General features: G+C 67.2%; 20 protein-coding genes. 4 read left to right on the forward strand and 16 right to left on the reverse strand.

Translation table 11 applies throughout. The annotated features are described in order from the left end of the window. Positions 1-2: 2 nt before the first annotated feature. The 4 genes from alr to AC1U2B_RS14670 form a co-directional block, all read right to left on the reverse strand. Entirely contained in the window at positions 3-1,148 is a 1,146-nt protein-coding gene (gene alr, locus AC1U2B_RS14655) for an alanine racemase (RefSeq protein WP_480217372.1), read from the reverse strand. Between the two features lie 99 nt (positions 1,149-1,247). Beyond that, positions 1,248-2,627: a glutamate decarboxylase gene (gene gad, locus AC1U2B_RS14660; protein ID WP_071287932.1), complete on the reverse strand. Its 1,380-nt coding sequence runs from the start codon at positions 2,625-2,627 to the stop codon at positions 1,248-1,250. A 19-nt stretch (positions 2,628-2,646) separates the two neighbouring features. Then, on the reverse strand, positions 2,647-4,059 hold the full coding sequence (locus AC1U2B_RS14665) for an NAD(P)H-hydrate dehydratase (protein ID WP_480217373.1): 1,413 nt from the start codon (positions 4,057-4,059) through the stop codon (positions 2,647-2,649). 73 nt (positions 4,060-4,132) lie between these two features. Continuing rightward, entirely contained in the window at positions 4,133-5,206 is a 1,074-nt protein-coding gene (locus AC1U2B_RS14670) for a zinc-dependent dehydrogenase (protein ID WP_480217374.1), read from the reverse strand. A gap of 192 nt (positions 5,207-5,398) precedes the next feature. Here AC1U2B_RS14670 and AC1U2B_RS14675 point away from each other — a divergent pair, with 192 nt between their 5' ends. Next, positions 5,399-7,402 carry a PTS mannitol transporter subunit IICBA gene (locus tag AC1U2B_RS14675; RefSeq protein WP_480217738.1) on the forward strand — a complete coding sequence of 668 codons (2,004 nt, stop codon included), beginning with the start codon at positions 5,399-5,401 and terminating at the stop codon, positions 7,400-7,402. Positions 7,403-7,426: 24 nt separating this feature from the next. Continuing rightward, positions 7,427-8,185: a DeoR/GlpR family DNA-binding transcription regulator gene (locus AC1U2B_RS14680; RefSeq protein ID WP_480217375.1), complete on the forward strand. Its 759-nt coding sequence runs from the start codon at positions 7,427-7,429 to the stop codon at positions 8,183-8,185. A gap of 3 nt (positions 8,186-8,188) precedes the next feature. Here the strand turns inward: AC1U2B_RS14680 and AC1U2B_RS14685 are convergent, their stop codons facing one another. Beyond that, on the reverse strand, positions 8,189-9,298 hold the full coding sequence (locus tag AC1U2B_RS14685) for a GGDEF domain-containing protein (protein ID WP_480217376.1): 1,110 nt from the start codon (positions 9,296-9,298) through the stop codon (positions 8,189-8,191). Positions 9,299-9,497: 199 nt separating this feature from the next. After that, positions 9,498-11,366 carry a glutamine--fructose-6-phosphate transaminase (isomerizing) gene (gene glmS, locus AC1U2B_RS14690; protein WP_260937630.1) on the reverse strand — a complete coding sequence of 623 codons (1,869 nt, stop codon included), beginning with the start codon at positions 11,364-11,366 and terminating at the stop codon, positions 9,498-9,500. An 85-nt stretch (positions 11,367-11,451) separates the two neighbouring features. Between glmS and AC1U2B_RS14695 the strand changes: the two genes are divergently transcribed. Continuing rightward, complete coding sequence (locus tag AC1U2B_RS14695; RefSeq protein ID WP_480217377.1) at positions 11,452-12,303, forward strand: dienelactone hydrolase family protein; 852 nt, start codon at positions 11,452-11,454, stop codon at positions 12,301-12,303. Positions 12,304-12,523: 220 nt separating this feature from the next. Here AC1U2B_RS14695 and AC1U2B_RS14700 read toward each other — a convergent pair whose 3' ends face one another. Together AC1U2B_RS14700 and AC1U2B_RS14705 are read right to left on the reverse strand one after the other, a co-directional pair. After that, a complete protein-coding gene (locus AC1U2B_RS14700; protein ID WP_480217378.1) occupies positions 12,524-13,897 on the reverse strand; it encodes a hypothetical protein in 1,374 nt (457 codons plus the stop codon). A gap of 2 nt (positions 13,898-13,899) precedes the next feature. After that, positions 13,900-14,196, reverse strand: coding sequence for a hypothetical protein (locus AC1U2B_RS14705; protein ID WP_043987011.1), 297 nt, complete (start codon positions 14,194-14,196; stop codon positions 13,900-13,902). A 107-nt stretch (positions 14,197-14,303) separates the two neighbouring features. On the opposite strand from AC1U2B_RS14705, the gene AC1U2B_RS14710 reads away from it, so the two are divergent. Beyond that, positions 14,304-14,879: a 3'-5' exonuclease family protein gene (locus AC1U2B_RS14710; RefSeq protein ID WP_043400861.1), complete on the forward strand. Its 576-nt coding sequence runs from the start codon at positions 14,304-14,306 to the stop codon at positions 14,877-14,879. Between the two features lie 11 nt (positions 14,880-14,890). Here the strand turns inward: AC1U2B_RS14710 and AC1U2B_RS14715 are convergent, their stop codons facing one another. The 8 genes from AC1U2B_RS14715 to AC1U2B_RS14750 all read right to left on the reverse strand — a co-directional run bounded on the left by AC1U2B_RS14715 (position 14,891) and on the right by AC1U2B_RS14750 (position 26,016). Beyond that, entirely contained in the window at positions 14,891-16,744 is a 1,854-nt protein-coding gene (locus tag AC1U2B_RS14715; RefSeq protein ID WP_480217379.1) for a putative nucleotidyltransferase substrate binding domain-containing protein, read from the reverse strand. Between the two features lie 19 nt (positions 16,745-16,763). Beyond that, positions 16,764-18,350 carry a GMC family oxidoreductase gene (locus AC1U2B_RS14720; protein ID WP_480217380.1) on the reverse strand — a complete coding sequence of 529 codons (1,587 nt, stop codon included), beginning with the start codon at positions 18,348-18,350 and terminating at the stop codon, positions 16,764-16,766. Between the two features lie 52 nt (positions 18,351-18,402). Then, complete coding sequence (locus tag AC1U2B_RS14725; RefSeq protein WP_480217381.1) at positions 18,403-19,923, reverse strand: APC family permease; 1,521 nt, start codon at positions 19,921-19,923, stop codon at positions 18,403-18,405. A 12-nt stretch (positions 19,924-19,935) separates the two neighbouring features. Continuing rightward, positions 19,936-21,405, reverse strand: coding sequence for an aldehyde dehydrogenase family protein (locus AC1U2B_RS14730; protein ID WP_480217739.1), 1,470 nt, complete (start codon positions 21,403-21,405; stop codon positions 19,936-19,938). A gap of 181 nt (positions 21,406-21,586) precedes the next feature. Beyond that, positions 21,587-22,714: an aromatic ring-hydroxylating oxygenase subunit alpha gene (locus tag AC1U2B_RS14735; protein WP_480217382.1), complete on the reverse strand. Its 1,128-nt coding sequence runs from the start codon at positions 22,712-22,714 to the stop codon at positions 21,587-21,589. Positions 22,715-22,763: 49 nt separating this feature from the next. Beyond that, on the reverse strand, positions 22,764-23,963 hold the full coding sequence (locus AC1U2B_RS14740) for an NAD(P)/FAD-dependent oxidoreductase (protein WP_480217383.1): 1,200 nt from the start codon (positions 23,961-23,963) through the stop codon (positions 22,764-22,766). Next, complete coding sequence (locus AC1U2B_RS14745; protein ID WP_043400847.1) at positions 23,960-24,322, reverse strand: bifunctional 3-phenylpropionate/cinnamic acid dioxygenase ferredoxin subunit; 363 nt, start codon at positions 24,320-24,322, stop codon at positions 23,960-23,962. Before AC1U2B_RS14745 ends, AC1U2B_RS14740 begins: the two co-directional genes overlap by 4 nt. A gap of 152 nt (positions 24,323-24,474) precedes the next feature. Further along, positions 24,475-26,016 carry a BCCT family transporter gene (locus tag AC1U2B_RS14750; protein ID WP_480217740.1) on the reverse strand — a complete coding sequence of 514 codons (1,542 nt, stop codon included), beginning with the start codon at positions 26,014-26,016 and terminating at the stop codon, positions 24,475-24,477. Positions 26,017-26,281 lie beyond the last annotated feature (265 nt).

Consider the following 26,281-nt stretch of genomic DNA (forward strand, 5'->3'; position numbering starts at 1 on the left):
CGTCAGCCTGTCGACTCGCGATAGGTCCGGGCGATCCTGCCCCGTGGGCTGGTGACGACCTCGTAGTTGATGGTGCCGAGTAGTTCGGCCCAGTCCTGCGCGGTCGGCTCACCGGCGGCACCCGAGCCGAACAGCACCGCCTCGTCGCCCACCGCGACGCCGGCACCGTCGGGGCCGAGGTCAATCACGAACTGGTCCATACAGATTCGCCCGACGTTGCGGTACCTGGCGCCGTTGATGCTGACGTCGATGCGTCCGCTCAGGCCGCGGAACACCCCGTCGGCATAACCGAGCGGGATCAGCCCGACGGTGGTGTCACGGTCGGCGATCCACGTGTGCCCGTAGGAAACCCCGTCGCCGGCCTTGATCGAACGCACCGCGGAGACAGGACATTTCAGCGTCATGACGGGCTGCAGACCGAAATCGCCGAGCGCGGGAATCGGCGTCTGCCCGTAGACCGCGATACCGGGCCGCACCACATCGAAGTGCAGATCGGGCCGGGTCAGCGTGGCGGGCGAGTTGGCCAGGTGCGCCACCTCGAAGCGCACCCCGGCGGCGAGCGCCTGTGCCCGGGCCGCGGTGAGGCGCGCGGCCTGGGTGTCGTTCATCGGGTGCTGCGGATCGTCTCCGCACGCGAGGTGGCTCATGATGCCGCGCGGCCGGACAGCACCGTCGACGGTGGCCCGGGCGATCGCCTCGAGCAGCGCCGGGTATTCGGCGGGGCTGACGCCGTTGCGGCTCAGGCCGGTGTCGACCTTGACCGTGATGGTGGCGGGCGCGCCGCTGCGGCGCACCGCGTCGAGCACGTCGTCGAACTGGCGCACCGAGGACACCCCCACCTGCACGTCGGCGGCCAGCGCGGGAGCGAAGTCGGTGCCGGGCAGGTTCAGCCAGGACAACACCGGCGCCGTGATGCCGGTCTGCCTCAGTGCGAGCGCCTCGGTGATGTTGGTGACACCCAGCTCGGCGGCCCCGGCCGCCAGGGCGGCGCGCGCCACCTGCGGCGCGCCGTGCCCGTAACCGTCGGCCTTGACCACCGCCATCACCGCTGCGCTGCCAGCGCGTTCCCGCAAAAGCCGCACGTTATGCGCAATTGCGCCCAGGTCGATGACGGCCTGGGCAGCAGGTTGGGGACTCGGCGAGCTCATATCGCTTCCGATTCTCCCAGACGCCCGCTGACTCGCGTCGAGCGTGAGCTTGTGCACCGCGATTTCGAAGAATCTCGAACACAAGCTCACGTTCGGCGGCTAATGCGCGAAGGGCTGCACCTCGTCGAACTGCCCCTTCGGTTTGAGCTCGTCCAGGCTGTTCAGCACGGTGATCAGGTCGTCGCGCAGGGCGCGGGCCAGGTCCGCAGAGAAACCCTCCCGGACCACGATCCGCAGCACCGCGATGTCCGTCGCGTCGTCGGGCATCGTGTAGGCCGGGACCTGCCAGCCGTAGGCCCGCAAGGCGTGCGAGACGTCGAACTCGGTGTAGGGCCGCTTGCCCTTGAGCCGGCAGGAGATCACCGGGATGGCCGAACCATCCGTGATCACCTCGAAGTGCTCGCTCTTGCGCAGCTCGTCGCCGATCCACCGGGCGGTATCCGACAGGCAGTGCATGATCTGCGTGTACCCGGCCCGGCCGAGACGCAGGAAGTTGTAGTACTGGCCGACGACCTGGTTGCCGGGCCGGGAGAAGTTCAGGGTGAAGGTCGGCATGTCGCCGCCCAGGTAGTTGACCCGAAACACCAGATCCTCGGGCAGGTGCTGCCCGCTGCGCCACACCACGAAACCGATGCCGGGGTACGTCAGTCCGTACTTGTGGCCGCTGACGTTGATCGACACCACCCGCGGCAGCCGGAAATCCCACTGCAGGTCCGGGTGCAGGAACGGCACGACGAAGCCGCCGCTGGCGGCGTCGACGTGCACGGGTACGTCCACCCCGCCGTCGGCGGCGAGCTTGTCCAGGGCCGCACAGATCTCGGCGATGGGTTCGAGCTCGCCGGTGAACGTGGTGCCCAGGATGCCCACCACACCGATGGTGTCCTCGTCGACGTTGGCGAGTACCTGTTCGGGAGTGATGACGTAGCGGCCTTCGGTCATCGGCAGGTACCGGGGCTCGACGTCGAAGTAGCGGCAGAACTTCTCCCACACCACCTGGACGTTGGAGCCCATCACCAGGTTGGGTGTGCGTCCCTTCCAGTCCCCCACCTTCTCGCGCCAGCGCCATTTGAGGGCCAGCCCGGCCAGCATCACGGCCTCACTGGAACCGATGGTCGAGACCCCGCAGGCCGACGCCGGGTCGTCGTCACGCAGGTCCTCGGCGTGGAACAGGTCGGCCACCATCGACACGCAGCGGGACTCCATGGCCGCGGTCGCCGGGTATTCGTCCTTGTCGATCATGTTCTTGTCGAACGTCTCGGCCATCAGCTTCTCGGCCTCGGGGTCCATCCATGTGGTGACGAACGTCGCGAGGTTCAGCCGGGAGCTGCCGTCGAGCATCAGCTCGTCGTGGATGAAGCGGTACGCGGCCTGCGGGTCCAGCGGGTCGTCGGGCAGCCGCAGCGACGGGATCGGCGCGGTGGACAACCGCCCGGTGTACGCAGGGCTCATGGTCGGTCCATGAACGTGCTTGCGCGACATACTGATTCCCCTTTGTTGGTCAGAGCGATGCGATGGCGGCCCGAACATGGGCCAAGATGCGGTGCGCCGMCGTCGGCGCGGGGTGCGGCCCGGGATCGGCAGCCGACAGGCCCGCGGCGCGGGCATGCACGAAGGCCGCCATCGCGGCGGCCTCACCGGGTGCGATGCCGGACGCCAGCAGGGCGCCGATGACGCCGGACAGCACGTCGCCGGATCCGGCTGTGGCAGCCCAGGATTGGCCGGCCGGGTTCAGGTAGGTCGGGCCGGCTGGATCGGCGATGACGGTGACGTTGCCCTTCAACAGCACCGTGGCGCCGAGCCGTTCGGCCAGCTCTCGGGCGGCACCGACGCGGTCAGAACCCGGCGGATGTCCTGCGAGCCGGGCGAATTCACCGGCATGTGGGGTCAGCACCGTGGGCGCCGTCCGGTCGGCGACCAGATCGAGATCGGCGGCCAGCAGCGTCAGCGCGTCGGCGTCGACGACCACCGGGAGGTCGGTGCCGAGCGCGAAACGCAGCGCCTCGTCGCCCGCGGTGTCGGTGCCCAGCCCCGGGCCGACCACCCAGGCCTGGACCCGCCCGGCTGCCGACGCATCCGACGCCACAACGACTTCCGGCCAGTGGGACACCACTTCGGCATGGGCGGCGCCGGCGTAGCGGACCATCCCGGAGGTGGCGGCGACCGCGGCACCGGTGCTCAGGATCGCCGCACCCGGATAGGTGGCCGATCCGGCCAGTACCCCTTTGACGCCCTGGCTGTACTTGTCGTCCGCCGGCCGCGGCACCGGCCAGCGGGTACGGATGTCGTGCGCTTCGAATCCCAGCAGCGCCGGCTCAGGCAGGTCCAGGCCGATATCGATCAGCTCGACACGCCCGCAGTCGGCCAGTCCGTGCACCGGTTTGAGTCCGCCGAAGGTGACGGTCAGTGCCGCCTGCACGTGCGGCCCCCCGGCCGCTCCGGTCTGCACATCGATGCCACTGGGGAGGTCGACGGCCACGACGGGCGCGGTGTTGGCGTCGAAGACGGCGGCAGCGTTGGGCCGCAGCGGCCCGGTGGCACCGATGCCGACCACGCCGTCGATCACTAAATCCGTTGTCGGCGGGATTGTTTCGACGACGCGTCCACCTGCTTTGCGGAACGCTGCCAGCGCTGATGCGTGAGCGCGGTCCGGGTTCAGCAGTACCGCTGTTGCGCCCACACCGCGCCGGCGCAGGAAGGTCGCCGCCCACAGCGCGTCGCCGCCGTTGTCCCCCGAGCCCACCACTGCACAGACGCTGCGCCCGCTCACGCCACCCGTGCGGGCCTTGAGCTCGGTGGCGATCGCCGTCGCCAATCCATAGGCAGCCCGGCGCATCAGCACGCCATCGGGCAGGGATGCCAGCAGCGGCGCCTCGGCCGCGCGGATCTGCTCGGCGGTGTAGTAGTGCCGCATAGCTCCGAAGGTTACGCAGATCCAGCCGCTCGGGTTGACTGGTGCGTCAGATTCGGCCGTCGAGGGCTGAGTCTCAGACGAGAACCGCGCTGGGCTCCACCGTCACCTTGATCGCCTCACCGTTCTGGACGATCGAGAAGGCATCGAGCACCTCGTCGAGGGCGATGTGGCGGGTGATCAGGTCCCTCACGGGCACCTGACCGGTCGAGATGTACTGCAGCGCGCGCTTGTTGTGCTCAGGCGCGGATCCGTTGGCCCCGTGGATGTGCAGCTGCCGGTAGTGCACCACGTTCGAGTCGCACGTGATGGTCGGGTCGGTCTTGGGCAGGCCGCCGAAGAACGAGATCCGGCCGTTGCGCGCGGCCATCGCGATGGCCTGTTCCTGGGTGACGTTGGCCGCGGTCGCGGTGATCACCACATCGGCGCCGCGGCCACCCGTCAGCTCCATCACCCGCGCCACCACATCGGTCTCGGCTGCGTTGATGACCTCGTCGGGATGCACCGCATCGGCGGACATCTGCAGCCGGGCGTCGTTGACGTCGACGAGGTAGACGGGCCCACAGTTGTGCACGCCGCGGGCGATGCGGATGTGCATGCACCCGATGGGGCCGGCCCCGAACACCACCACGGTGTCCCCCGGCTCGATACCCAGCAGATCCTGAGCGTTGATGGCACACGCGAACGGCTCGGCGGCGGACGCCTCGTCGTAGCCGACGTTGTCCGGAATGCGGTTCAGCCCATCGACTTTGAGCACCTGACGGGGCACGATCATGTATTCGGCGAACCCGCCGTCGTACTGGTAGCCCATGGATGTCTGGTTCTGGCACACCGCCATCCAGCCCTTCCGGCATTCGTGGCAGTCCCCGCACGGCACGGCGGCGATCACCTGGACCCGGTCGCCCTCGGCCCAATCGGTGCCGTAGGCGGCATTCACGTTGGCGCCCACCGCCACGATGTCGCCCGCGATCTCGTGCCCGATGATGCGCGGCGGGGTCAGGTTCTGATGCCCGTTGTGCAGGATCTTGACGTCCGTGCCGCAGGTCGAGCAGTTGCGCACCCGGATCTTGACCTCGTCGGGTCCACACACCGGTTCGGCCACATCTTCGAGCCGGACGTCCTCGGGTGCGTAGTAGCGCAGCGCTTTCATGGCGTTCCTTCCGGTACTCCGGCCTGGCCGGTGGGTGTGTCGTGGTTCACGTTGCGCCCACTCTAACCGCAAATCGGGCATAACCACAAACATTTCTCTGCCCATTTATGCCCATTTGCTTGCCAAGCTGCCCATTTGTGGGCTTTACTCGTAGCACGCGGTGATGTGACGGGCATCACCTTCATGTGCGACATGCGGAGGTCCAGCACTGTGACTGCAACGACGGAGACACCGCGGCGCAGCAGCCTGCGGGTGCGTGTTCAACAGCTCGGCACGTCACTGTCGAACATGGTGATGCCGAATATCGGCGCCTTCATCGCATGGGGCCTGATCACCGCTCTTTTCATCAAGACCGGTTGGCTGCCCGGCCTCTTTCACAGCCTGCAAAACCCCGACGGCTGGGTGGCCCACATCGGCGGCTGGGGTGCGTACGAGAAGGGCGGCATCGTCGGGCCGATGATCACCTACCTGCTGCCGATCCTCATCGGATCCACGGGCGGCCGGATGGTGTATGGCACCCGCGGAGCCGTGGTCGGCGCCATCACCACCATGGGAGTGGTTGCGGGCGCAGATGTTCCGATGTTCATGGGCGCGATGATCATGGGGCCCTTGGGCGGATGGGTCATCAAGAAGCTGGATGCGTTGTGGGACGGCAAGATCCGCCCCGGCTTCGAAATGCTGGTGAACAACTTCTCGGCCGGCATCGCCGGCCTGGTGATGGCCGTCATCGGCTTCTTCGGTGTCGGCCCGGTGGTATCGGCCTTCACCCGCGGCGCCGGCCACGGCGTCGACTTCCTCGTCGGGCATGATCTGCTGCCGCTCACCTCGATCTTCATCGAACCTGCCAAGGTGCTCTTCCTCAACAACGCCATCAACCACGGCGTGCTGACTCCGCTTGGCACGACCCAGGCGCTGGCCACCGGCAAGTCCGTGCTGTTCCTACTGGAGGCCAACCCCGGTCCCGGTCTGGGAATCCTGTTGGCGTTCATGGTGTTCGGTCGCGGAGCGGCAAAGGCATCGGCGCCGGGAGCGGCGATCATCCAGTTCCTCGGCGGCATCCACGAGATCTACTTCCCGTACGTGCTGATGAAGCCGAAGCTCATCGCCGCCACCATCCTCGGCGGGATGACGGGCGTCTTCATCAACGTGCTGTTCGGCTCGGGCCTGCGCGCCCCGGCCGCGCCCGGTTCGATCATCGCCGTCTACGCCCAGACCGCGACGGGCAGCTACGTCGGCGTCACGCTGTCGGTGTTCGGGGCGGCCGCCGTCTCGTTCGCGGTGGCCGCGCTGCTGCTCAAGACCGACCGGGCTACCGACGAACCGGATCTGGCCGCCGCCACAGCCGAGATGGAGTCTCTCAAGGGCAAGCGGTCCAGCGTCGCCTCGGCGCTGGTCGGCAGCTCCGCGGCCACCCCGATCTCCAGCGTCGTGTTCGCCTGCGACGCCGGCATGGGTTCGTCGGCGATGGGAGCCTCGGTGCTGCGCAAGAAGATCCGCGAGGCGGGGTTCACCGACGTGACTGTGGAGAACCAGGCCATCTCCAATCTCACCGACACCTATGGGCTGGCTGTCACCCACCGTGACCTCACCGAGCGGGCGCGGCAGAAGACCCCGTCTGCCATCCACGTCTCGGTCGACGATTTCATGAACTCCCCCCGCTACGACGAGATCATCGAACTGCTGGGCCGCACCAACAACGCCGCCCCCGCGACTCCGGCCGAACCCGCTGAAACCACGGTCGAACCCGTCGCCTCGGACACGCAACCCGATGACGTGCTGGCGCTGGACTCGATCGTGCTGGCCGGGTCGGCCACCACCGCCGAGGCCGCCATCAGCGAGGCCGGCGGCCTGCTGGTCGCCGCGCACGCCGTCGACGCCTCCTACGTCGACGCCATGCACGAACGGGAAAAATCGGTATCGACCTACATGGGCAACGGTCTGGCCATCCCGCACGGCACCAACGACGCCAAGGGCGCGATCCGCCACAGCGGGATGTCCTTTGTCCGCTATCCCGAACCCATCGACTGGAACGGCAAACCCGCCGAGTTCGTAGTGGGCATCGCCGGCGCCGGTAAGGACCACATGGCGCTTCTCACCCGGATCGCCCACGTGTTCCTGGACAAGGACGAAGTCGAGCGGTTGCGCCAGGCCAGCACACCCGAGGAGGTCCGGGCGGTGCTGAGCGCAGCGCGGTAGGTGGCGACCGCAAGAATGTCATCCGTGGATTCCGACAGCCGTCAGCGCCGCATCGTCGAGTTCGCCCGCACCCGCGGGCGGGTCGAGGTGCTCGCCCTGGCCGACGAACTGAACGTGGCATCCGAGACCATCCGTCGCGATCTGAAGGTGCTGGCCGGGCGGCGCATGCTCAAGCGGGTGCACGGCGGCGCGATACCGCTCGAGACGGCGGCCTTCGAATCGACCGTGGAGTACCGCAGCCAGGTCGACCTGGCACAGAAGCACCGGGTCGCCGCCGCGGCCGCGGATCTGCTGCACGGAGCCGAAACCGTCTATCTCGACGAGGGTTTCACGCCGCGGCTGATCGCCGAACGCCTGGCCGACCAAGAGCTGACGGTCGTGACGTCGTCGCTGCTGGCCGCTGAAGCGTTGGCCCACAGTGAGACCGTGACGGTGCTGCTGCTCGGCGGCCGCATGCGGGGACGCACCCTGGCCACGGTGGACAACTGGGCGGTCGAGCGACTGCGCAGCCTGGTCATCGACATCGCCTACCTCGGCACCAATGGCATCTCTGTCGAGCACGGCCTGACGACCCCGGACCCCGCGGTGGCCGCGGTCAAGCAGACCGCCGTGGCCGTCGCGGAGCGCCGGGTCCTGGTGGCCGCGCACTCGAAGTTCGGCGTCACCAGCTTCTGCCGGTTCGCCGAGGTACGCGATTTCCAGACGATCGTCACCGGCACCGAGTTGTCGGCCGCGGACGCCCACCGCTACGAGGCGCTCGGTCCGTCGGTCGTCCGCACCTGAAGGTCACCACGAAGCCCGAACCGCGTCGGGCATCGGTGGCAGGTAGCTGACAGCGTCGCCGCCGCCACGCTTCGCGACGAACATCGCTTCGTCCGCACGAGCAACCAAGTCGCCGAGCAGTTCCGCGTGGTCACAACCCGAGTCGAAGAAATACTCCATTGCCGTCGCGGTGATCCCGATACTCGCCGTTATCGGCGCGTGGTCGCCGCGGCCTGACAACGCGACACGCATCCGGTCGGCCACGGCCAGCCAATCCCCCGGCTGGAGAACATCGACAACCACGAACTCCTCGCCACCGACCCGCGCCACCAGCGCGCCGCCGTGCACCACTGACGCCAACCGAGCGGCACATCGGACCAGCACCTCGTCTCCGACGTTGTGGCCGAATCGGTCGTTGATGACCTTGAACCGATCCAGATCGATCACGATGACCGCAACGCACGCCGCGCGCTTGTGATGGCCGCGCAGCAGATCGTCGATGTGCAGATTGAGACCACGCCGGTTGAGCAATCCCGTCAACGGGTCGTTCGAGGCTTCGTTGGCTTCATTGCGCAAGGCCCAGATACCGAAATGGGCCGCTATCGGCGCCACCGCGAGCGCCCCGCCCGACAGTAACTTCACAAACGCGAGCACAAGATCGCCGCCGCCCATGATCGCGATCTCGACAGCCATCGCCGCGATCGAGACCACCGCCCAAGTGCTATGCACGGCAAGGGTTTTCGGTCCATCGAAGAAGATGATGTAGAACGACACCAGGAGCAGGGCGCTCAGACCGAACATCCCGGACAGCACCCGCTCATTGAGCAGGGTCACCACGGTGACGCCGATATCGACGTTGATGATGAAGGCGTGCGACAGCCGGTACGACGGCCACGGGCGGAGCCACCACACCCAACTCCAGACGAACATCGCCGTGACGAAAACACCCGACACAACTCGGACGGCCACGCCGGCGGGTTCGACGCCGGACCACTGGGAAATCAGGGTGATCAAACCGACCATGCCGACGCCGAGTCCGATGAGGAACTGGATCAGCCCCGTCAGCGACCGCTTGGCAAAGTACTCGACCTGGGCGTCGTAGTCGGTGGGCGTGTTCCACCATTCGCGGACCATACAGACGGTCGCACGACGCGCAGCAGCATCCAGCAACAATCCACGGCCCTCACAGCGAACACCTTCGACTGACACTCACCCCGCGATCAACCGCGTATCCGCAGCTAATTTCCAACAAGATGTGCAGATGCGGCTGACCAGCGTTTTCCCATGCTAGGGCATAGACATGGATAGCGCCAGCGAACGGGCTACCGCGGACCTACTCGACGGTCACCGATTTCGCCAGGTTGCGGGGCTTGTCCACGTCATAGCCCCGCTCGCGGGCCACCGACGCGGCAAACACCTGCAGCGGGATGGTCGACAGCAACGGCTGGAACAACGTCGAGGTGGCCGGGATTTCGAAGATGTAGTCGGCGTACGGGCGCACCGTCTCGTCGCCTTCCTCGGCGATGACGATGGTGACCGCACCGCGGGCCTGAATCTCGCGGATGTTCGACAGCAGCTTGGCGTGCAGCATCGCGGCGCCCTTGGGCGACGGCATCACCACGATCACCGGCAGACCGTCATCGATCAGCGCGATGGGACCGTGCTTGAGCTCACCGGCAGCGAAGCCCTCGGCGTGCATGTACGCCAGCTCCTTGAGCTTGAGCGCACCTTCGAGGGCCACCGGGTAGCCGACGTGCCGCCCCAGGAACAGCACCGTGGGCGACTTCGCGAACTGCCGCCCCAGATCGGCGATCGGGTCCAGCCGCTCGAGCACCTGCTCGACCAAGGCCGGCATGGCCTCCAACTCGCGGTATTCGCGGGCTACCTCGTCGGGGTACTTGGTGCCGCGGGCCTGGGCCAGCGCCAGGCCGACCAGGTAGTTCGCGGCCAACTGGGCGAGGAAGGTCTTGGTGGCGGCGACGCCGATCTCCGGCCCGGCCCGGGTGTAGAGCACCGCGTCGGCTTCGCGGGGAATCTGCGAGCCGTTGGTGTTGCAGATGGCCAGCACCTTGGCCTTCTGGCCCTTCGCGTGCCGGACGGCCTCGAGGGTGTCCGCGGTCTCGCCGGACTGCGAGATGGCGATCACCAGCGTGCTGCGGTCCAGCACGGGGTCGCGGTAGCGGAACTCGCTGGCCAGCTCGACCTCGACCGGGAGCCGGGTCCAGTGCTCGATGGCGTACTTGGCGAGCAGACCGGAGTGGTACGCGGTACCGCAGGCGACGATGAAGACCTTGTCGACGTCGCGCAGCTCCTGGTCAGAGAGCCGCTGCTCGTCGAGGACGATCTTGCCGTCGACGAAGTGGCCGAGCAGCGTGTCGGAGACGGCCGTGGGCTGCTCGGCGATCTCCTTGTACATGAAGTAGTCGTAGCCACCCTTTTCGGCGGCCGACAGGTCCCAGTCGATATGAAAAGGCCGAGCACGGTCGGACGCATCGGCGCCGTCGAAGTCCAGCACCTGGTAGCCGTCCGCGGTGATCACCACGGCCTGGTCCTGCCCGAGCTCGACGGCGTCACGGGTGTATTCGATGAAGGCCGCGACGTCGGAGCCGATGAACATCTCGCCGTCACCGACGCCGACCACCAGCGGGGTGGACCGGCGGGCCGCGATGATGGTGCCCGGCTCGTCGGCGTTGGTGAACACCAGCGTGAAGTGCCCCTCCAGCCGGCGCAGCACGGCCAGCACCGACGCGACGAAGTCGCCGGCCGTCGGCCCCTGCCGGTAGGCCTGCGCGACCAGATGAACGGCCACCTCGGAGTCGGTGTCGCTCTGGAACTCGACGCCGGCGGTTTCCAGCTCGGCGCGCAAGACCGCGAAGTTCTCGATGATGCCGTTGTGGACCACCGCGAGCTTGCCGCTGGCATCGCTGTGCGGATGCGCATTGCGGTCGGTGGGGCGACCATGGGTCGCCCAGCGGGTGTGCCCCATGCCGGTGGTGCCTTCGAGCTCGGCGGCATCGGTTTCGGCCAGCGCCTCTTCGAGGTTGGCCAGTCGGCCGGCGCGCCGCCGGATGGTCAGGCCACCGTGGCCGTCGGCCAAGGCGAGACCGGCGGAGTCATAACCGCGGTATTCCATCCGTCGCAGCGCGTCGACCACGATGTCGCGGGCCGGCCGTTGCCCGACATAGCCGACGATTCCACACATGGTTATTCAGGGTAGTGCAGCCGCCGGGGTGCCGGACTGCGCCCGCATCGCGCACAATGCGCAGGCACTGCGCTAACGTCATCGGGTGGCCAAGACGAAGCAGCTCTTCGGTGCCTTGACGCGCCGCGGCCCGCACCGCGTTCTGCGCGGTGACCTGGGTTTTGCCGGCCTGCCGGGCACTGTCTACACCCCGGAGTCCGGGCTGAATCTGCCTGGTGTGGCATTCGGTCACGACTGGTTGCAGGGTGTCGGACGTTACAACGGCACGCTCGAGCATCTGGCGTCCTGGGGCATCGTCGCGGCGGCGCCGGACACCGAGACCGGCATCGCGCCGTCGGTGCTGAACCTGGCGTTCGACCTGGGCACCACCCTCGACATCATCACCGGGGTCCGACTGGGGCCCGGCAAGATCAGCGTGCACCCGACCAAGCTGGGCCTGGTCGGGCACGGATTCGGGGCGTCGGCCGCGATCTTCACCGCCGCCGGTCTGGGCTCATCGGCCAACCCGCCGAAGGCGGTCGCCGCGGTGTTCCCGACCGCCAGCAAGCCCGAGGCCGATCAGCCCGCTGCCGGTCTGCGCGTCCCCGGCCTGATCCTGAACGCGCCGGGCGCCGAGCTGACCATCCAGTCCAATGCCAACGAGCTGGCCGCCGCGTGGCGGACCGCGACGGTGCGGACCGTCGACAAAGCCGTGCCGGGCGGGCTGGCCGAGGGCTTCCGGCTGTCCAAACTGGTCGGGATGCCCGGCGCCGATCGCCGCACCCAGAAGACAGTGCGGGCCCTGTTGACCGGTTACCTGCTCTTCCAGCTGACCGGCGACAAGGCGTACAAGGATTTCGCCGACGCCGACGTGGTGCTGCCGAAGACCGTTGCCGCCGATCCCGACGCCGAGCTCCCCGCGCTGGAAGACAAGGTCGCCGCCCTGCTGAAGGGCTGAGCCGTCAGTGCAGAGTCAACCGCGTCGGCAGCCGCCGGTGCGTTGACCCGGAACTCACGGCACAACCCACTCGAACAACCACGCCCTGATTTCCGGATCAACAGCGTCCACAGCCAGCCACGTGTCGACCCGGAACTGACGGCGCAATGCACTCGAACAACCTCGCCGTGGATGCCGGGTCAACGGTGACGGGTTCGCGGCTGCGTCTCATCGATGCGGATCAGTCCCCCACCATCGGCAGCTGATCTGCCGCGATCTGGCATGGCGTCTTGGTCGTCGGATCCACCTGTTGGGCAACAGGTTCCACTGGCGGCGTGGCCGGCGGCGGGGGCAGGGTCGGCGCGGGTGACGGCTGAACCGGGTCCGAAGGAGGTGGCTCGACCGCCTGCTCGTCGGCATCGGCGGCCACCTTGTCGGCGCCCTCGTCCGCCTCATCGGTCTCGTCGGTCGCGTCCTCTCCGTCGGCCTCTTTCTTCTCCTCGTCCTCGTCAGGGTCCACGTCGTCGTCCTCGGCGGTGTCGACGTCGTCGTCCAGCTCGAGGTCGTCTCCCAGACCGTCCTTGATCTCATCGAGCCCGCCAAATCCGGAGGAGTCCGGCCCAAGACCTGCCATCGAGCCGAGCGCTCCCCCGACGGCATCGGCCAGCTGTTGGCCCAAACCGCCGACGCTCGAGCCCAATCCGAGGTCGCCGGGCATACCGGTGCCCGCCGGAGTCGCAGCCGCGGCACCGAGCGCTTCTTCCGGCACCGCCGCCGTTCCGAGCGCTTGCTCCGGTGCTGCAGGCGCTCCGGCCGGCGTAGCCGACGGGGCCGGCGGCGCCAAACTCGCCGCGGTACCCAGTGTTCCGAAGGGCGCCGTCGCCGCGGCCTGATACATCGGTGCAGCGGTCGACTGCGACGACGGGGGTGGCGCCCATTCTGGTGTCACGACGACGGGCACCGCGAACGACACGCTCGCCGGGGTGACCGCGCAGATTGCCGAATCATATCCTGCCGCAACGGCTTCGGACGCGTCCCGCAACGCGGGTAGCAAGTCCCCGGACACCACGCGAAGCACGAAGGGCTTGAGTTGCTGATCGACGATCTCGCTGGCGGTCGCCACATCTCCGGCCCCACCGAGGACCGCGCGGGCCGCCGCGCTCCACTCGTCACGATGCCCAGAGGCCTGCGCATCGGCCCGCAGCACCGCGTCGACCTTGGTGTCGACGGCACGCCACAATTCGTCGCGCAGCGTAGCCAGCGCCTGCGCGCTGCGCTGCAGGTGCGCGACCACATCCTCGGCCGCGACCGTCAGGGTGCGCAGAAAATCGACGGCGGCGTCGCCACCTGTACCGGACCACTGCACCGTCAGCTCCCGATATCCGTTGCCCTGCAACCGCAATGCGTCCTGCGCGACGACCACGGCAGCCTCGAGCGAGCGGGCATCGGCGGCCAGCGCGGCGAGGTCCAGACCGCTCTCGGCGCGATACAACTCCAGCAGTGACGCCGAAGCCGGCATCCCCAGCACCTGGCAGGCTGCCACGTAGTCGTCAAGGGCAGTCAGCGCGCGGTCGCCCTCCGCGAGCCGCGCGGCGACGTCGAACGTCGACGCCATCGTCAGACCAACCGGCCGGCGAGGTCCGCGTCGGCATCTTCGTATCTTGCCGACGAAACCCGCAGTCCCGCTGCGGCTTCCGCCGAAGCGGACGCCCAGGCGCGAAGCTGATCGGCCGACTGATCCAGCGCGGCGCGGAGGGCGGCCGCCCGCGCGGCGTGGTCACGCCCACCGCAGAACCCGTCGAAGTACCACCGCAGCAACGGGGCCACCGCCAGGGCGTCGGCGACCGCTTCACAGCGCTGCGCGATGTCCCGCACCCCAGAGGGGTCTATCCGAGCGACGTCACGTTCTCCCATGCCTTGCTATGACGCGCGGCAAGGCCGTTCGGTTCCATCGAAACGGAAAAAATCTGGGGAATGCCGTTTCGCGCCTCTGCGGCGGCCGACGGCGATAGCCTGCAACGATGAAACCGCTGGTCTTCCTGGATACGGAGACCACCGGCCTGCACGCCGACCGGCAACCCTGGGAAATCGCCATGCTCCGGCGCGACGACGCCGGCGAATCCCGCATCGTGATGTACATCGATCTGGCCGACCTCGATCTCGACGCGGCCGAGCCCGCGGGCCTGCGCATCAGTCGCTTCGCGAGTCGCCACCCCCAGGTCGTCTACGGGCCCATTCACCTGCCGCTGGTGCACCGCGAACACGAAGCCGCGGAGATCGTTCGTGACTGGACCATGGACGCCACCATCGTCGGCGTGGTGCCCAGCTTCGACACCCACTGCCTACGCAAGATGCTGGCGCGTCATCAACTGCTGCCGGGTTGGAGCCCCACACTCGTCGACGTCATCGCATTGGCCGCCAGGCACGTCCTCGACTACGGCCGCACCCCGGAAAGCGACTCGACACAGCTGTCGCGGCAGTGCGGAGTCCGGCCGCCCGGCGCCAGTTGCCGCCACACCGCGCTCGGTGATGCGCGCTGGGCGATGCGTTGGTACGACCAGCTGGCAGGCCGCCTGGTGTCTCGACTCGCCCAGTAAGGCAAACGAACTCAGCGCAATCCGGGATGCGTCCCCGATTGCCGCGCCCGCCGCTGAACCGCGGCGATCTCACGCAGCCCGTCGCCGAGCAGACTCCGGTTGAGCGGGGACAGATCGCCGACGGTGACCACGTCGTTCGGGGTGCGCCCGTCGGCGATCAACTCGACCTGATGCGTCAACCGCATGCGTTGCAGCATGACGAAAACTTCTGTGAGAGTTCGGGAATCCCGTTCCGTCAGCGCACCGGTGCTCGCCGCCGCCGCGAGCCGGGCCGGCGTCGACGCCGAGGTCATGTCCGCGGTGAGGCCACCCCACCGGGCCAGGTTGACGATCGGCGTCACGGCATGCGTCTTCAGGTCGAAGGTGCCTCCGCGCCGCGACAGCACATCGCGCAGGGACCACGCGCGCACCTTGCCGGACAGCGCATCCAGCAGTTGCAGGCGTAGGGCGTTCGGATGTTCGTCACGCATCCGGCGGAAGACCGTAGGCACGGTGTGCAACGCCCGGTTACCCCACACCACGCGGCCGTCGATCAGCAGTGAGGACAGGATCAATCCCTTGCCGCGCAACGGATCATCGAGCCAGCCCTCAGCGGCCTGCACCCAGTCCGAGGCCGACCGCGCGAACGCCTTGTGCGAGGCGATCGCGCCATTGCTGTCGGCCGGTAGACCGCAACCATCGAGGATCGCGTGCGCCCGGGCCGCGATGGAGCGCAACTGCGCGCACTCGGCATCGCAGCTGTCACTCCAACTCAGCGCACTGTCCACATCCGAGGACGGCATGGCCTCCCGGCGGGCGATGCTGCCCAGCGTGAGCCACGCGAACTGATCCTGCGTCGGCCCGGGTCCCGCTTCAGCCAGAGCGAGCTCCAATGCCTTGCGCACCAACGCATCCAGCACGATCGACGAGATGCTGCTCGCGGCCGACGCCTTCGTCCCGGTGCGAAACAGATCCACCGCGATCTGGGTCACCTCGCGGCCATGCCGCTGCAACGCGGCGGCGTCGGGCGCCTGGGCGATCGCCCGGCGCAATACGAAGCTCTGGCGGGCAGAGGCAGCCAGCAGGTCGACGTCCTCCAGGACGCCCAGCACCTCGCCGCGCGGCGACATCACCGGCATATGACGCATGCCGCGCTCCAGCATGTCGAACAGCACCGTCTCGGCGGTACGGTCGGCGGTGACCGTTTGGGCCGGCGCACTCATCACCTCGGTGATCGGCACGTCGACCGGTAGCCCCGCCGCGACGACCCGAGACCGAAGATCACGGTCGGTGAAGATCCCGACACCGCCCTCGCGCAGCCGGATCAGGGCGTACGACACCCGCTGCTCGCTCATCTGCACGACGGCGTCGCGCACCGATACGCCCGGGTCGACGATCAGTACGTCGCCGCGCACCAATTCGCTGACCGATCGCGAATCGGCGGCGCGGGCCGCCGGCACCTGCGGTGTCGGCGCTGCGGACGAGGCCAGAAACCGCAGCCCGGCGGGCTTGGCGAACTGCGCGCGCACCAGTTCCCCGCGCAGCCGCAACGCTGCCGTGGATTCTATTGCGCGGGCGAGGAATTCGACTCCCCCGCCGGTGAGCATCGGAACGTAGCCGAAGATGCCGCCGGGCTCGATGGTGTCGAACACCTGCCCACCACCGGCCCCGCCCACCTCCTGCAGATTCACCGAACCGGTGAGGACCATCCAGATGTCATCGGGGACGTGGCGGGAGAAATCCGCGATGACCGCGCCGGCCGGGTACGGCTCCACGGTCGACTGCGCCACCAACTCGAGCAACTCGGCGTCGCTGGCCGTCTGGAACGGCGGATGCGCACGGAGAAACTCCACCAGCTCCGGAGCCGATGCGGGAGATGCGGTCACCCCGACATCGTGCCCTACGTCAGGTCGTACGAAGGAGATCGACGCATTTCTCCGCCATGGTCATCACGGTGATGTTCGGATTCACCACGGGCAGCTTCGGCATCGCCGAGGCATCCACCACCCGCAGGTTGCGCACACCCTTGACGCGCAACTGCGGATCGAGCACTGCCATCGGGTCGTCCAGCGCACCCATCCGCGCCGTGCCGGCCGGGTGGTACACGGTGTTGTGCGTCTTGTAGATGTACGCGAGCAGTTCCTCGTCGGTCTGCACATCCGGTCCGGGCGCGAGCTCACGGCCGATCCACTCCTGCAGCGGTTCCTGCTCGGCGATCTTGCGGGCCAGCCTGATTCCGGCGAGCATCACCTTCTCGTCGTGCCCCTCCGGGTCGGTGAAATAGCGGGGGTCGACCTTGGCCCGGTCCCGGAAGTCACGGGAGGCCAGCCGCACCGTTCCGCGTGAAAGACCCTGTGTCACATTGGGAGTCAGGCAGAACCCGTTGTCAGTGGTGGGATACCCGTGCCGCAGGGTGTTCATGTCGAACGGGACGCTGCCGTAGTGCATCATCAGGTCCGAGTGATCGGGGTTGTCGCCGGCGACCTCGGTGGTGGCGAACAGCCCGATCTCCCACCACTGGGTGGAATCGGTGACCATCGGCTTCGCGGCTTCCCAGAACACCAGGCCCTCGACATGGTCGTCGAGGTTCTCGCCGACCCCGGGAGAGTCGACCCGCACCGGGACCCCGACTTCGTTCAGGTGATCCGCCGGCCCGATTCCGGACAGCATCAGCAGCTTCGGGGTATCGATGGCGCCGGCCGTGACGACCACCTCGCGGGTGGCGTGGACGACGTCGTAGCCGGTGAGGTCCGGACGCTGGTACCGGATGCCCGTCGCCACCGGCTCGTCCCCGGAGTCGTCGAACAGAATCTCGGCCACCCAGCTGTTGGTCAGCACCGTGAGGTTGGGCCGCGCCTGGAGGATGGGGTGCAGGTAGGCGTGCGAACTGGACATCCGCTCGCCGGCCTCGTTGGCGTTGATCTGCAGCCAGCCGGCCGCATTGAGGTTCCAGTCGTCGCGGTTGAACTGCACGGTCTCGAGACCCACTTTGGCGGCCGCGTCGAGCACGGCCTGACCGCACGGATCGTTCGGCGGCACGTCGCGCAGCCGAACCGGCCCCGAATCACCGTGCGGCACGCCCTGATACGTGCCGGTGGCGGTGTTGTTCTCTACCTTTGCCGTGAACGGCAGCACGCCTTCGGGACCCCATCCGGTGGCGCCCATCGCCTCCCAGTCACGCAGGCCCTGAGCCAGTGGCCAGAACGCGATACAGGAGTTGTGCGACGAACACCCGCCGAGCACCTTCGCGCGGGCGTGCCGCATGAAGCTGTTGCCCTTCTCCTGCGGCTCGACCGGGTAGTCCCAGTCGTAGCCGGAATCCAGCAGGTGCATCCACTGGTTGAGGACGAGGATGTTCGGATCGTCGACGTCGCTCGGACCTGCTTCCACCAGACATACCGTGACATTCGGGTCCTCGGACAGGCGCGCCGCGACGACACAGCCGGCGGTACCGCCACCGGCGATCACATAGTCGTAGGTCTGGTCAGACATGATGCGAACTCCTCGAAAATTGTTCAGGCAGAAGGGGATCAGCTCGGGCGGGTCATTCGTCGGTGAACGCCGAATGCGAGGCAAGGGTGCCAATGTGGTTGCGGCCCTTGATGAAATACCAGACCAGGCCCAGTCCGAGGATCACGCCGATGTACACGAACGCGCCCCAGGTGTTGTACCACGGGTCGCCATAGATGGCGACGCGCGGCCAGGCCAGGTTGATCGCCATCGCGACGCCCCACAGCACCGCGAAGATGTTGACCGGCAGGCCCCATTTGCCCATCGTGAAATAGCCGCCTTCCTTCAGGTCTTTCGGCGGCCACTGCCCCTGCAGACGCTTCTTCAGGAGCGGACCGGTGACCATCAGGTAGGCCAGGTAGATCATGATGATCGCGATCGAGGTCAGCACCGTGAACACCTTGGGCTGCCCGAGGTTGACCACGAGGATCAGTGCCGCGATGATGCCGATCACGACGGCCGGCACCACCGGCGCCTGAGTCTTGGGGTGGACCTTGGCGAGCTTCTCGCCGAACGGCAGTGCGTTGTCGCGGGCCATCGCGAAGGTCAGCCGGATCGCCGCGGTGTGCACAGCCAGCGAACACACCGTCACCGCCACCACGATGCAGATCAGAAAGATGGTCCCCAGCGGACCCCACATCACCTTCTCGACGATGGACTGCAAGCTGCCGTCGGCACTGCCCAGCGCAGGGTCGTTGAGGTCGGGCGTGGCCATGATGGCGCCCGCGAGGATGGCGCCGCCGATCACGAACGAGGCCAGGATGGCGCGCAGGATGGCCTTGGGCGCGGTGCGGCGGGGTTCGACGGTCTCCTCACCGAGCGAGCTTGCCGTGTCGAAGCCGTACATCACGTAGAGCGACGCCACCGACGCCACCAGGAACGCGCCGAAATATCCACCGGGCAGGCCGGCGCCGTGGCCCTGGGTATCGAAGAACACGCTTGGTCCGCGCTTGATGTTGAACAGCAGGATGACCGCAATGAGCACGGCCGCAATGAGTTCGATGAAAACGCCGGCACTGTTGATCATCGCCATGAGCCGCACGCCGAAGGCGTTGACGACGGTGGTGAACACGATGAGGACGGTGCCCAGCAGGATCGCGTTGGCGGCAAAGTCGTACTGCCCGGTGCCGTCACCGATCACCTGGAAACCGCGCCACAGCCGCGGCAGGTTCAGTTGCAGGGCCAACACCACGGCCGACAGCGTGACGATGGAGGCCGTCAACATCAGCCACCCCGAACTCCAGCCCACGATGCGGCTGCCCAGCTTCTTCGACCAGTTGTAGACGGAACCCGCGACCGGATACTTGGCGGCGAGTTCCATGAAACACAACGCGACCGCCATCTGCCCGATGAAGACCATGGGCCACGACCAGAGGTAGGCCGGACCGCCGTTGCCGTAGCCGACGTAGAACAGCTGGAAGGTACCGGTCAGGATCGAGATATAGCTGACCCCGGCCGCGAAGCTCGCGAATTTTCCGATGCTGCGGTCCAGCGATTCCTTGTAGCCGAAATCCTCGAGTCCGCCGCTGTCCGTATCAGTGAGGTTCTGAGTCATGAAGTTGTGTCCCTAGCCTTCGGTGGCGTCAAACCAGCCGGCCGGCGTTGGCGCGGTGTTGTGCCAGATATGTTTGAGCTCTTGATATTCCGCGAGACCCGAGGGACCGAGCTCGCGGCCGTTGCCCGACTTCCCGAAACCGCCCCACTCCGCTGCCGCGGTGTAGTAGCCGAAGTCGTTCAACCACACCGTGCCGTGCCGCAATGCGCGCACCACACGTTCGCCCCGCGCTGGATCAGAGGTTCGCACCCCTGCCGCGAGACCGTACTGCGTGTCGTTGCCGAGCATGATCGCCTCGGCCTCGTCGGTGAACCGCTCCACCGTCATGATCGGCCCGAAGGTCTCCTCCGTGACGATCCGCATCGAGCGGTCGCAGCGGTCGAAGATCGTCGGTAGGAAGAAGTAGCCATCCGCCAGCGCCGGATCGCTGGGCCGGCAACCGCCGGTGACGAGCTTCGCCCCTTCGGAAATACCTAGTGCCACAAACGATTCCATCTTGTCCAGCTGCTGCTTGGACACCAGCGGTCCGGTCTCGCTGCGCGGGTCGGTACCGTCGCCCATCCGGATCTTCTCGGCCCGCTCGGCGAGTTGGGCGACGAAGTCGTCGGCGATCGAGTCCTCGATGATCACCCGGGTGCCCGCCGAACAGACCTGACCCGAGTGTAGGAACACCCCGGTGAGGACCTGGTCCACCGAGCTTTCCCAATCTGCATCGGCGAACACGATGTGCGGGTTCTTCCCGCCTAGTTCCAGGGCCACCTTGCTCACATGCTCGGCGGCGCTCCTGGCGATGTGCTGGCCGGTGCTCAGACCACCGGTGAACGAGATGAGGTCGACGTCGGGGTTGTCGGTGAGCGCGGCGCCCACGGCAGCTCCGCTGCCCTGGATCAGGTTGAGCACACCCGGGGGCACGCCCGCTTCCTCGGCCAGCCGGACGAATGCGATGGTCGACAACGGCGTCACTTCACTGGGTTTGGCGACCATGGTGCAGCCGGCCGCCAGCGCCGGTGCGATCTTCCAGGAGATCTGCAACAGCGGGTAGTTCCACGGGGCGATCAGCACACACACCCCGATGGGCTCGTGCACCACCCGGCTGATCACCGTCGGGTCGCCCACGTCGACCAGCCGATCGGACTGCGTTGTCACCAGGTTGGCGTAGTAACGGAACACCGAGATCACGTCATCGATGTCGATCCGGCTCTCCGCCAGGGTCTTTCCGGTATCGGCGGTCTCCACCGCCGCCAGCGACTCCTTGTCCCGGGCCAACAGATCGGCGATGCGATCGAGAAGTGCGGCGCGCTCGGCGACCGGAGTGGCCGGCCAGTCACCGGCGTCGAACGCCGCCCTGGCCGCGGCAACCGCCGCCAGCGCATCGTCGTGGGTGGCCTCGTCCACGGTGGCGAAGACCTTGCCGGTGGCGGGATTGATGATCTCCCGCACACCGCCGTCAGCGGCATGGCGCCACTGCGATCCGATGAGCAGATCCGGTGCACCGTCCACATTGCCTCCTCGACTAACCATCACCGCACATCCCGACCACAACCGAGGTGGTGTCCCGGCCCGCCAAGGCCGCCTCTCCAGCCGGCCCGGCGGACCGGGACACCGCACCGACTCCGCAAACATTCGACACCCAACCGGGTTGCCGGGTGCCGAATTTCGCGCATCAGCCGGCGAGCTTGTTTCGCAACCAATGGTGGAACTCACCGAGGTGGTGCTCGCTGGGCACCAGCACTCCACCGTCGCGGTAGACGCGTGAACTCATGGCAGGCTGGCACCGCTCGCACGCGTCGAAGTCCTGCTGATTGACGCGGTGGAACAACTCCACCGACTTGCTGACGTCGCGCCCGGATTCGACGACCTCGGGCAGGTACAGCCAGTCGCATTCCACGATGGTGCGGTCAGCCGCCAGCGGGAACATGCGATGGATGATGACGTGGTCGGGCACCAGGTTGACGAACACCTGCGGGCGCACCGTGATCGCGTAGTACCGCCGATCCTGGTCCTCGGCGACGCCGGGGATGTGCGCGAATCCCTCCGACCCGTCGATGGTGAAACCCGAGACCTCTTCGCCGAACTCCGCGCCGTGGCCGACGTAGAACTGGGCGGCATAGCCATCGGCGAATTCAGGCAGCACCTCGGTGAGTTCCGGGTGAATCGTGGCGCAGTGGTAGCACTCCATGAAGTTCTCGATGATGAGCTTCCAGTTGGCCTTGACGTCGTAGACGATCCGGCGGCCGAGGCTCAGGTCGGCCACGGTGTAGTGGTCGATCGACTCGACATCGCCGAGCCGGTCGACGATCTCCTGCATGACGGTGTCTTCGAACGACGGCGGCTCGTCGGCCAGGCACACCCACACGTAGCCCAGCCATTCGCGCACCGAGATCGCGCGCAGACCGTATTCGACGCGGTCGATGTCGGGCATCTTGGTCAGGTTCGGCGCCGCGATGAGCTTGCCGTCGAGGTCGTAAGTCCATGCGTGGTAAGGACATTGGAAGGCGCGCTTGACCTCACCGCTGTCCTCGGTACACAAGCGCGCGCCGCGATGCCGGCACAGGTTGAAGAACGCCTTGACATCGCCCTTGCGCGACCTGGTCACCAGGACGCTCTCGCGGCCGACCTGAACCGTCTTGAAGGCACCGGGCTTGTCCAGATCCGCGGAGCGCACAACGCAGAACCACATGGTCTCGAAGATCTTCTCCTGCTCGAGGGCGAAGACCTCCGGATCGGTGTAGTAGTGCCCTGCCAGAGTGGAAATGAGGCTTTCCGGCAGGTGCGGCACGGTGGCGGTCATCGAGCTCCTTTTCGGTGTTTCCGTGGTGAGTTTCATTGGCGGGCAACAACTAAACTGCGGCGGCCGTGGGAACCAGCTGGCGGCGCCACCGGGTGAACAGCCGGGGCTGATCGATACCGAGGACCGCCACCAAGCGGCCGTCCCGCCGATACGTGGCCAGCAGGCAGCGTTCCTCGCAGCTGCCGTCCTCGATGGTGATCTCGTCGTCGGGCCGCGCGATGCCGGCGAACTGGATGCGCGAGCCGTACTGGTCGGACCAGAAATACGGCGCCTTCACTGCCGCCTCCTCTTGGCGACCACCGGAGAGCAGCGCGGCGACAGCCGCGGCAGGGCGCTCCAGCGCACCGGTCCAGTGCTCGACGCGATGGTGCGCGTTGGTGGTGGGGTCGAGCCAGGCCGCGCAGTCGCCGACGGCGACGACGTTCGGCAGGGCCGTCTGCCCGTTGGTGCCGCAGAGGACGCCGTTGCCCAGCTCCAGACCACTGCCGTGCAGCCAGTCGATGTTGGGCACGCCGCCGATACCGACCACGACGACGTCAGCCGGCAGGTGGCGTCCGTCGGCGAGGTCGACGCCGGTGACCCGACCGACGCTGCCGGGGGCGCGCAGTGCGCGCTTCTCGCCGACGAGCCCGGCGACGCCGACACCGCAGATCAACTTCGTTCCGTTGGCGGCGTGCGCACCGGCGACGACGCCGCCGAGCCAGCCGCCGAGCTGCATCTGCAGCGGGGTCGGCGCGGCCTCGACCACCGTGACGTCCAGACCGAGCTTGCGCGCCGTCGAGGCGACTTCCGCCCCGATGAAGCCGGCGCCTATGACAACCAGTTGCGCACCGGGTACCAGGTCTGCGCGCAAGGCGCGGGCATCTTCGACGGTGCGGATCACGTGCACGCCGGCCATGTCCGCACTGCCGGGCCAGCGGCGGGCGCGGGAACCGGTCGCGATCACCACACCATCGGCGTCGATGCGCGTGCCGTCCGCGAGTTCGATTGCGCCGCAGCGGTTATCGAGTCCCGTCGCGGAAACTCCCAACCGCCAGTCCGCCTGCAGATCGTCGTCGTCGGACTCCAACGCGAGATCGGCCTCGGAGACGTTGCCGCAGAGGAACTCCTTCGACAGCGGCGGGCGGTCATAGGGCCGCTGCGCCTCGTCGCCGATGACGGTCAGCTGCCCGTCGAAGCCCTGTGCCCGCAGCGCCCTGGCGGCGGACAGACCCGCAAGCGAGGCACCCACGATCGCGACGTGCTTCACAGCTTCCCCGCTCCGCCAAGTCGGGCGCGGACATCCGGCGGCAGGTTGGGCTGCTCGGTGCTCAGTTCGACGTGGATGACGCCGTCGGAGATCACGACGGCGTGCGTGCGAACCGGCAACTTGGCCGGCGGCGCGTCGACCGCTCCGGTGCGGAGGTTGAACCGCGAGGCGTGCAGCGGACACTCGACGTCGCACCCCTCCAGCCAGCCGTCGGCCAGCGACGCGTCCTGATGCGAACAGGTGTCATCGATCGCGAACACCTCGCCGTCCTCGGTGTGGAAGACCGCGATGGGCGGGTCGGATTCCACGCGCCGGGCTTCACCCGGAGGCAGTTCGGAGAGTGGACAGATCTCCAGCATCGTGTGTGCCCTCTCGATACGGTTTGACGCATAACACGCAACGCATTTCGTATTACGCAACAGTGTGGTGGCAGTCACAAGCCCTTGTCAAGGGCAGAACCGCACCGTTTACACAGCCGGAACAACAGCCTCAAATCACCTGAAAACCCACGTCAATCGGCCTTACGCCGAACGGGAGCCTTGTTGCGCAGATGCGCCACCATCGGGTCCCGGGTGACATCCAGATACAGCGACACACACATGCCGATCATCACGACGACGAACGGCGCGGCCACGATGATCGTCATCGTCTGCAGTCCGTTGAGCGCGTCATTGCCGCCGGCCCAGAGCATCAGCACAGCCACCGCACCCGTACTGAGTCCCCAGAACGCCACCGCCCACCGCGACGGGAACAGGGAACCGCTCTGCGACAGCGTGCCCATCACCATCGAGGCCGCGTCGGCGCCCGAAACGAAGAAGATCGCGACGAGCGCCATGACCAACAGCGACGAAGCGCCGGCCCACGGCAGGTGGTTGAGCATGCCGAACAACGTCGATTCCGGCTCGCCCTTCCCGAAGATGTCGATGCCGTCGCGCTGCTGACCGATACCGGCGCCACCGAAGATCACGAACCAGATCAGACTCACCGTGGTGGGCACCAGGATGACGCCGACGACGAACTGCTTGATGGTCCTGCCGCGACTGATCCGGGCCAGGAACATGCCGACGAAGGGCGCCCACGAAATCCACCACGCCCAGTAAAAGATGGTCCACGACGACAGCCATTTCTCGGTGTCGGGCCCCGCCGCTGCCGAACGTGCCGACATGGACGCCAGATTGGCCGCATAGTCACCGAGCGTGGTCGGCAACAGATTGAGGATCAGCACCGTCGGCCCGAGGACGAAAACGAAGATCGCCAACACGAGCGCGAGCACCATGTTGATGTTCGACAGCCATTGGATGCCGCGCGAAACCCCGGACACCGCCGAGGCGACGAACGCCAGGGTGAGGATGGCGACCACGGCGACCAACAACATGGTCCCGGCCTTCTCGACCCAGCCGATCACCTCGATGCCGGACCCGATCTGCAACGCCCCCAGCCCCAGCGAGGCGGCGGTGCCGAACATCGTCGCGAAGATCGCGAGGATGTCGATGATCTTTCCGATGGGCCCCTCGACGCGCTTGATGCCCAGCAACGGGATGAACGACGAACTGATGAGCTGCCTGCGGCCCATCCGATAGCTGCCGTACGCGATGGACAATCCGACGACGGCATACATGGACCACGGATGGAAGCCCCAGTGGAACAGCGCGGTCGCCAACGCGGTGCCGGCCTTGGAGTCGGCGAGCCCCGGCGGCGGTTTCACGAAATGCGTCAACGGTTCGGTGACGCCCCAGAAGATCAGGCCGATGCCCATGCCCGCGCTGAACATCATGGCGATCCAGCTGACGGTGTTGAACTCGGGTTTCTCGCCGTCCTGCCCAAGGGGTATCCGGCCGTAGCGGCTCATCGCGAGCCACACCGCGAACAGCACGAAGCAGGTCGCCGCGATGATGAAGAGCCAGCCGAGGTTGGTCACGACCCAGTTCAGGATCACCGACATCCGAGACTGGAACGACGCCGGCGAGGCCAGGCCCCAGCCCAGGATCGCGACGACGAGCATGGCGGTGGTCCCGAACACGACCTTGTCGGTGATCGGGCGCCGCGCGCACAGCGGAACGTCGAGCTCGTCGTCGTCGAGACCGTCGGGGATCGGAATGCCGGGCCCGGGAAAGGCGTCCTGAATCTTCGCCTTGATCTCGGATTCCAGTGATCGTGGGCTTTGCGATGTCACATCGCGCTCCTAAACCTGGCAACCAACGACGCCACTCGCGCGGCCAGTACCGCACCGGCATCGACTTGCGGTTCGCCGCGGGTGACCAGGTCAGTCAGCGACGATCCGCTGATATATTAGAACGCGACAATCTGATATGCGACCG

It is taken from the genome of Mycolicibacterium sp. P4_G11, assembly GCF_056555145.1.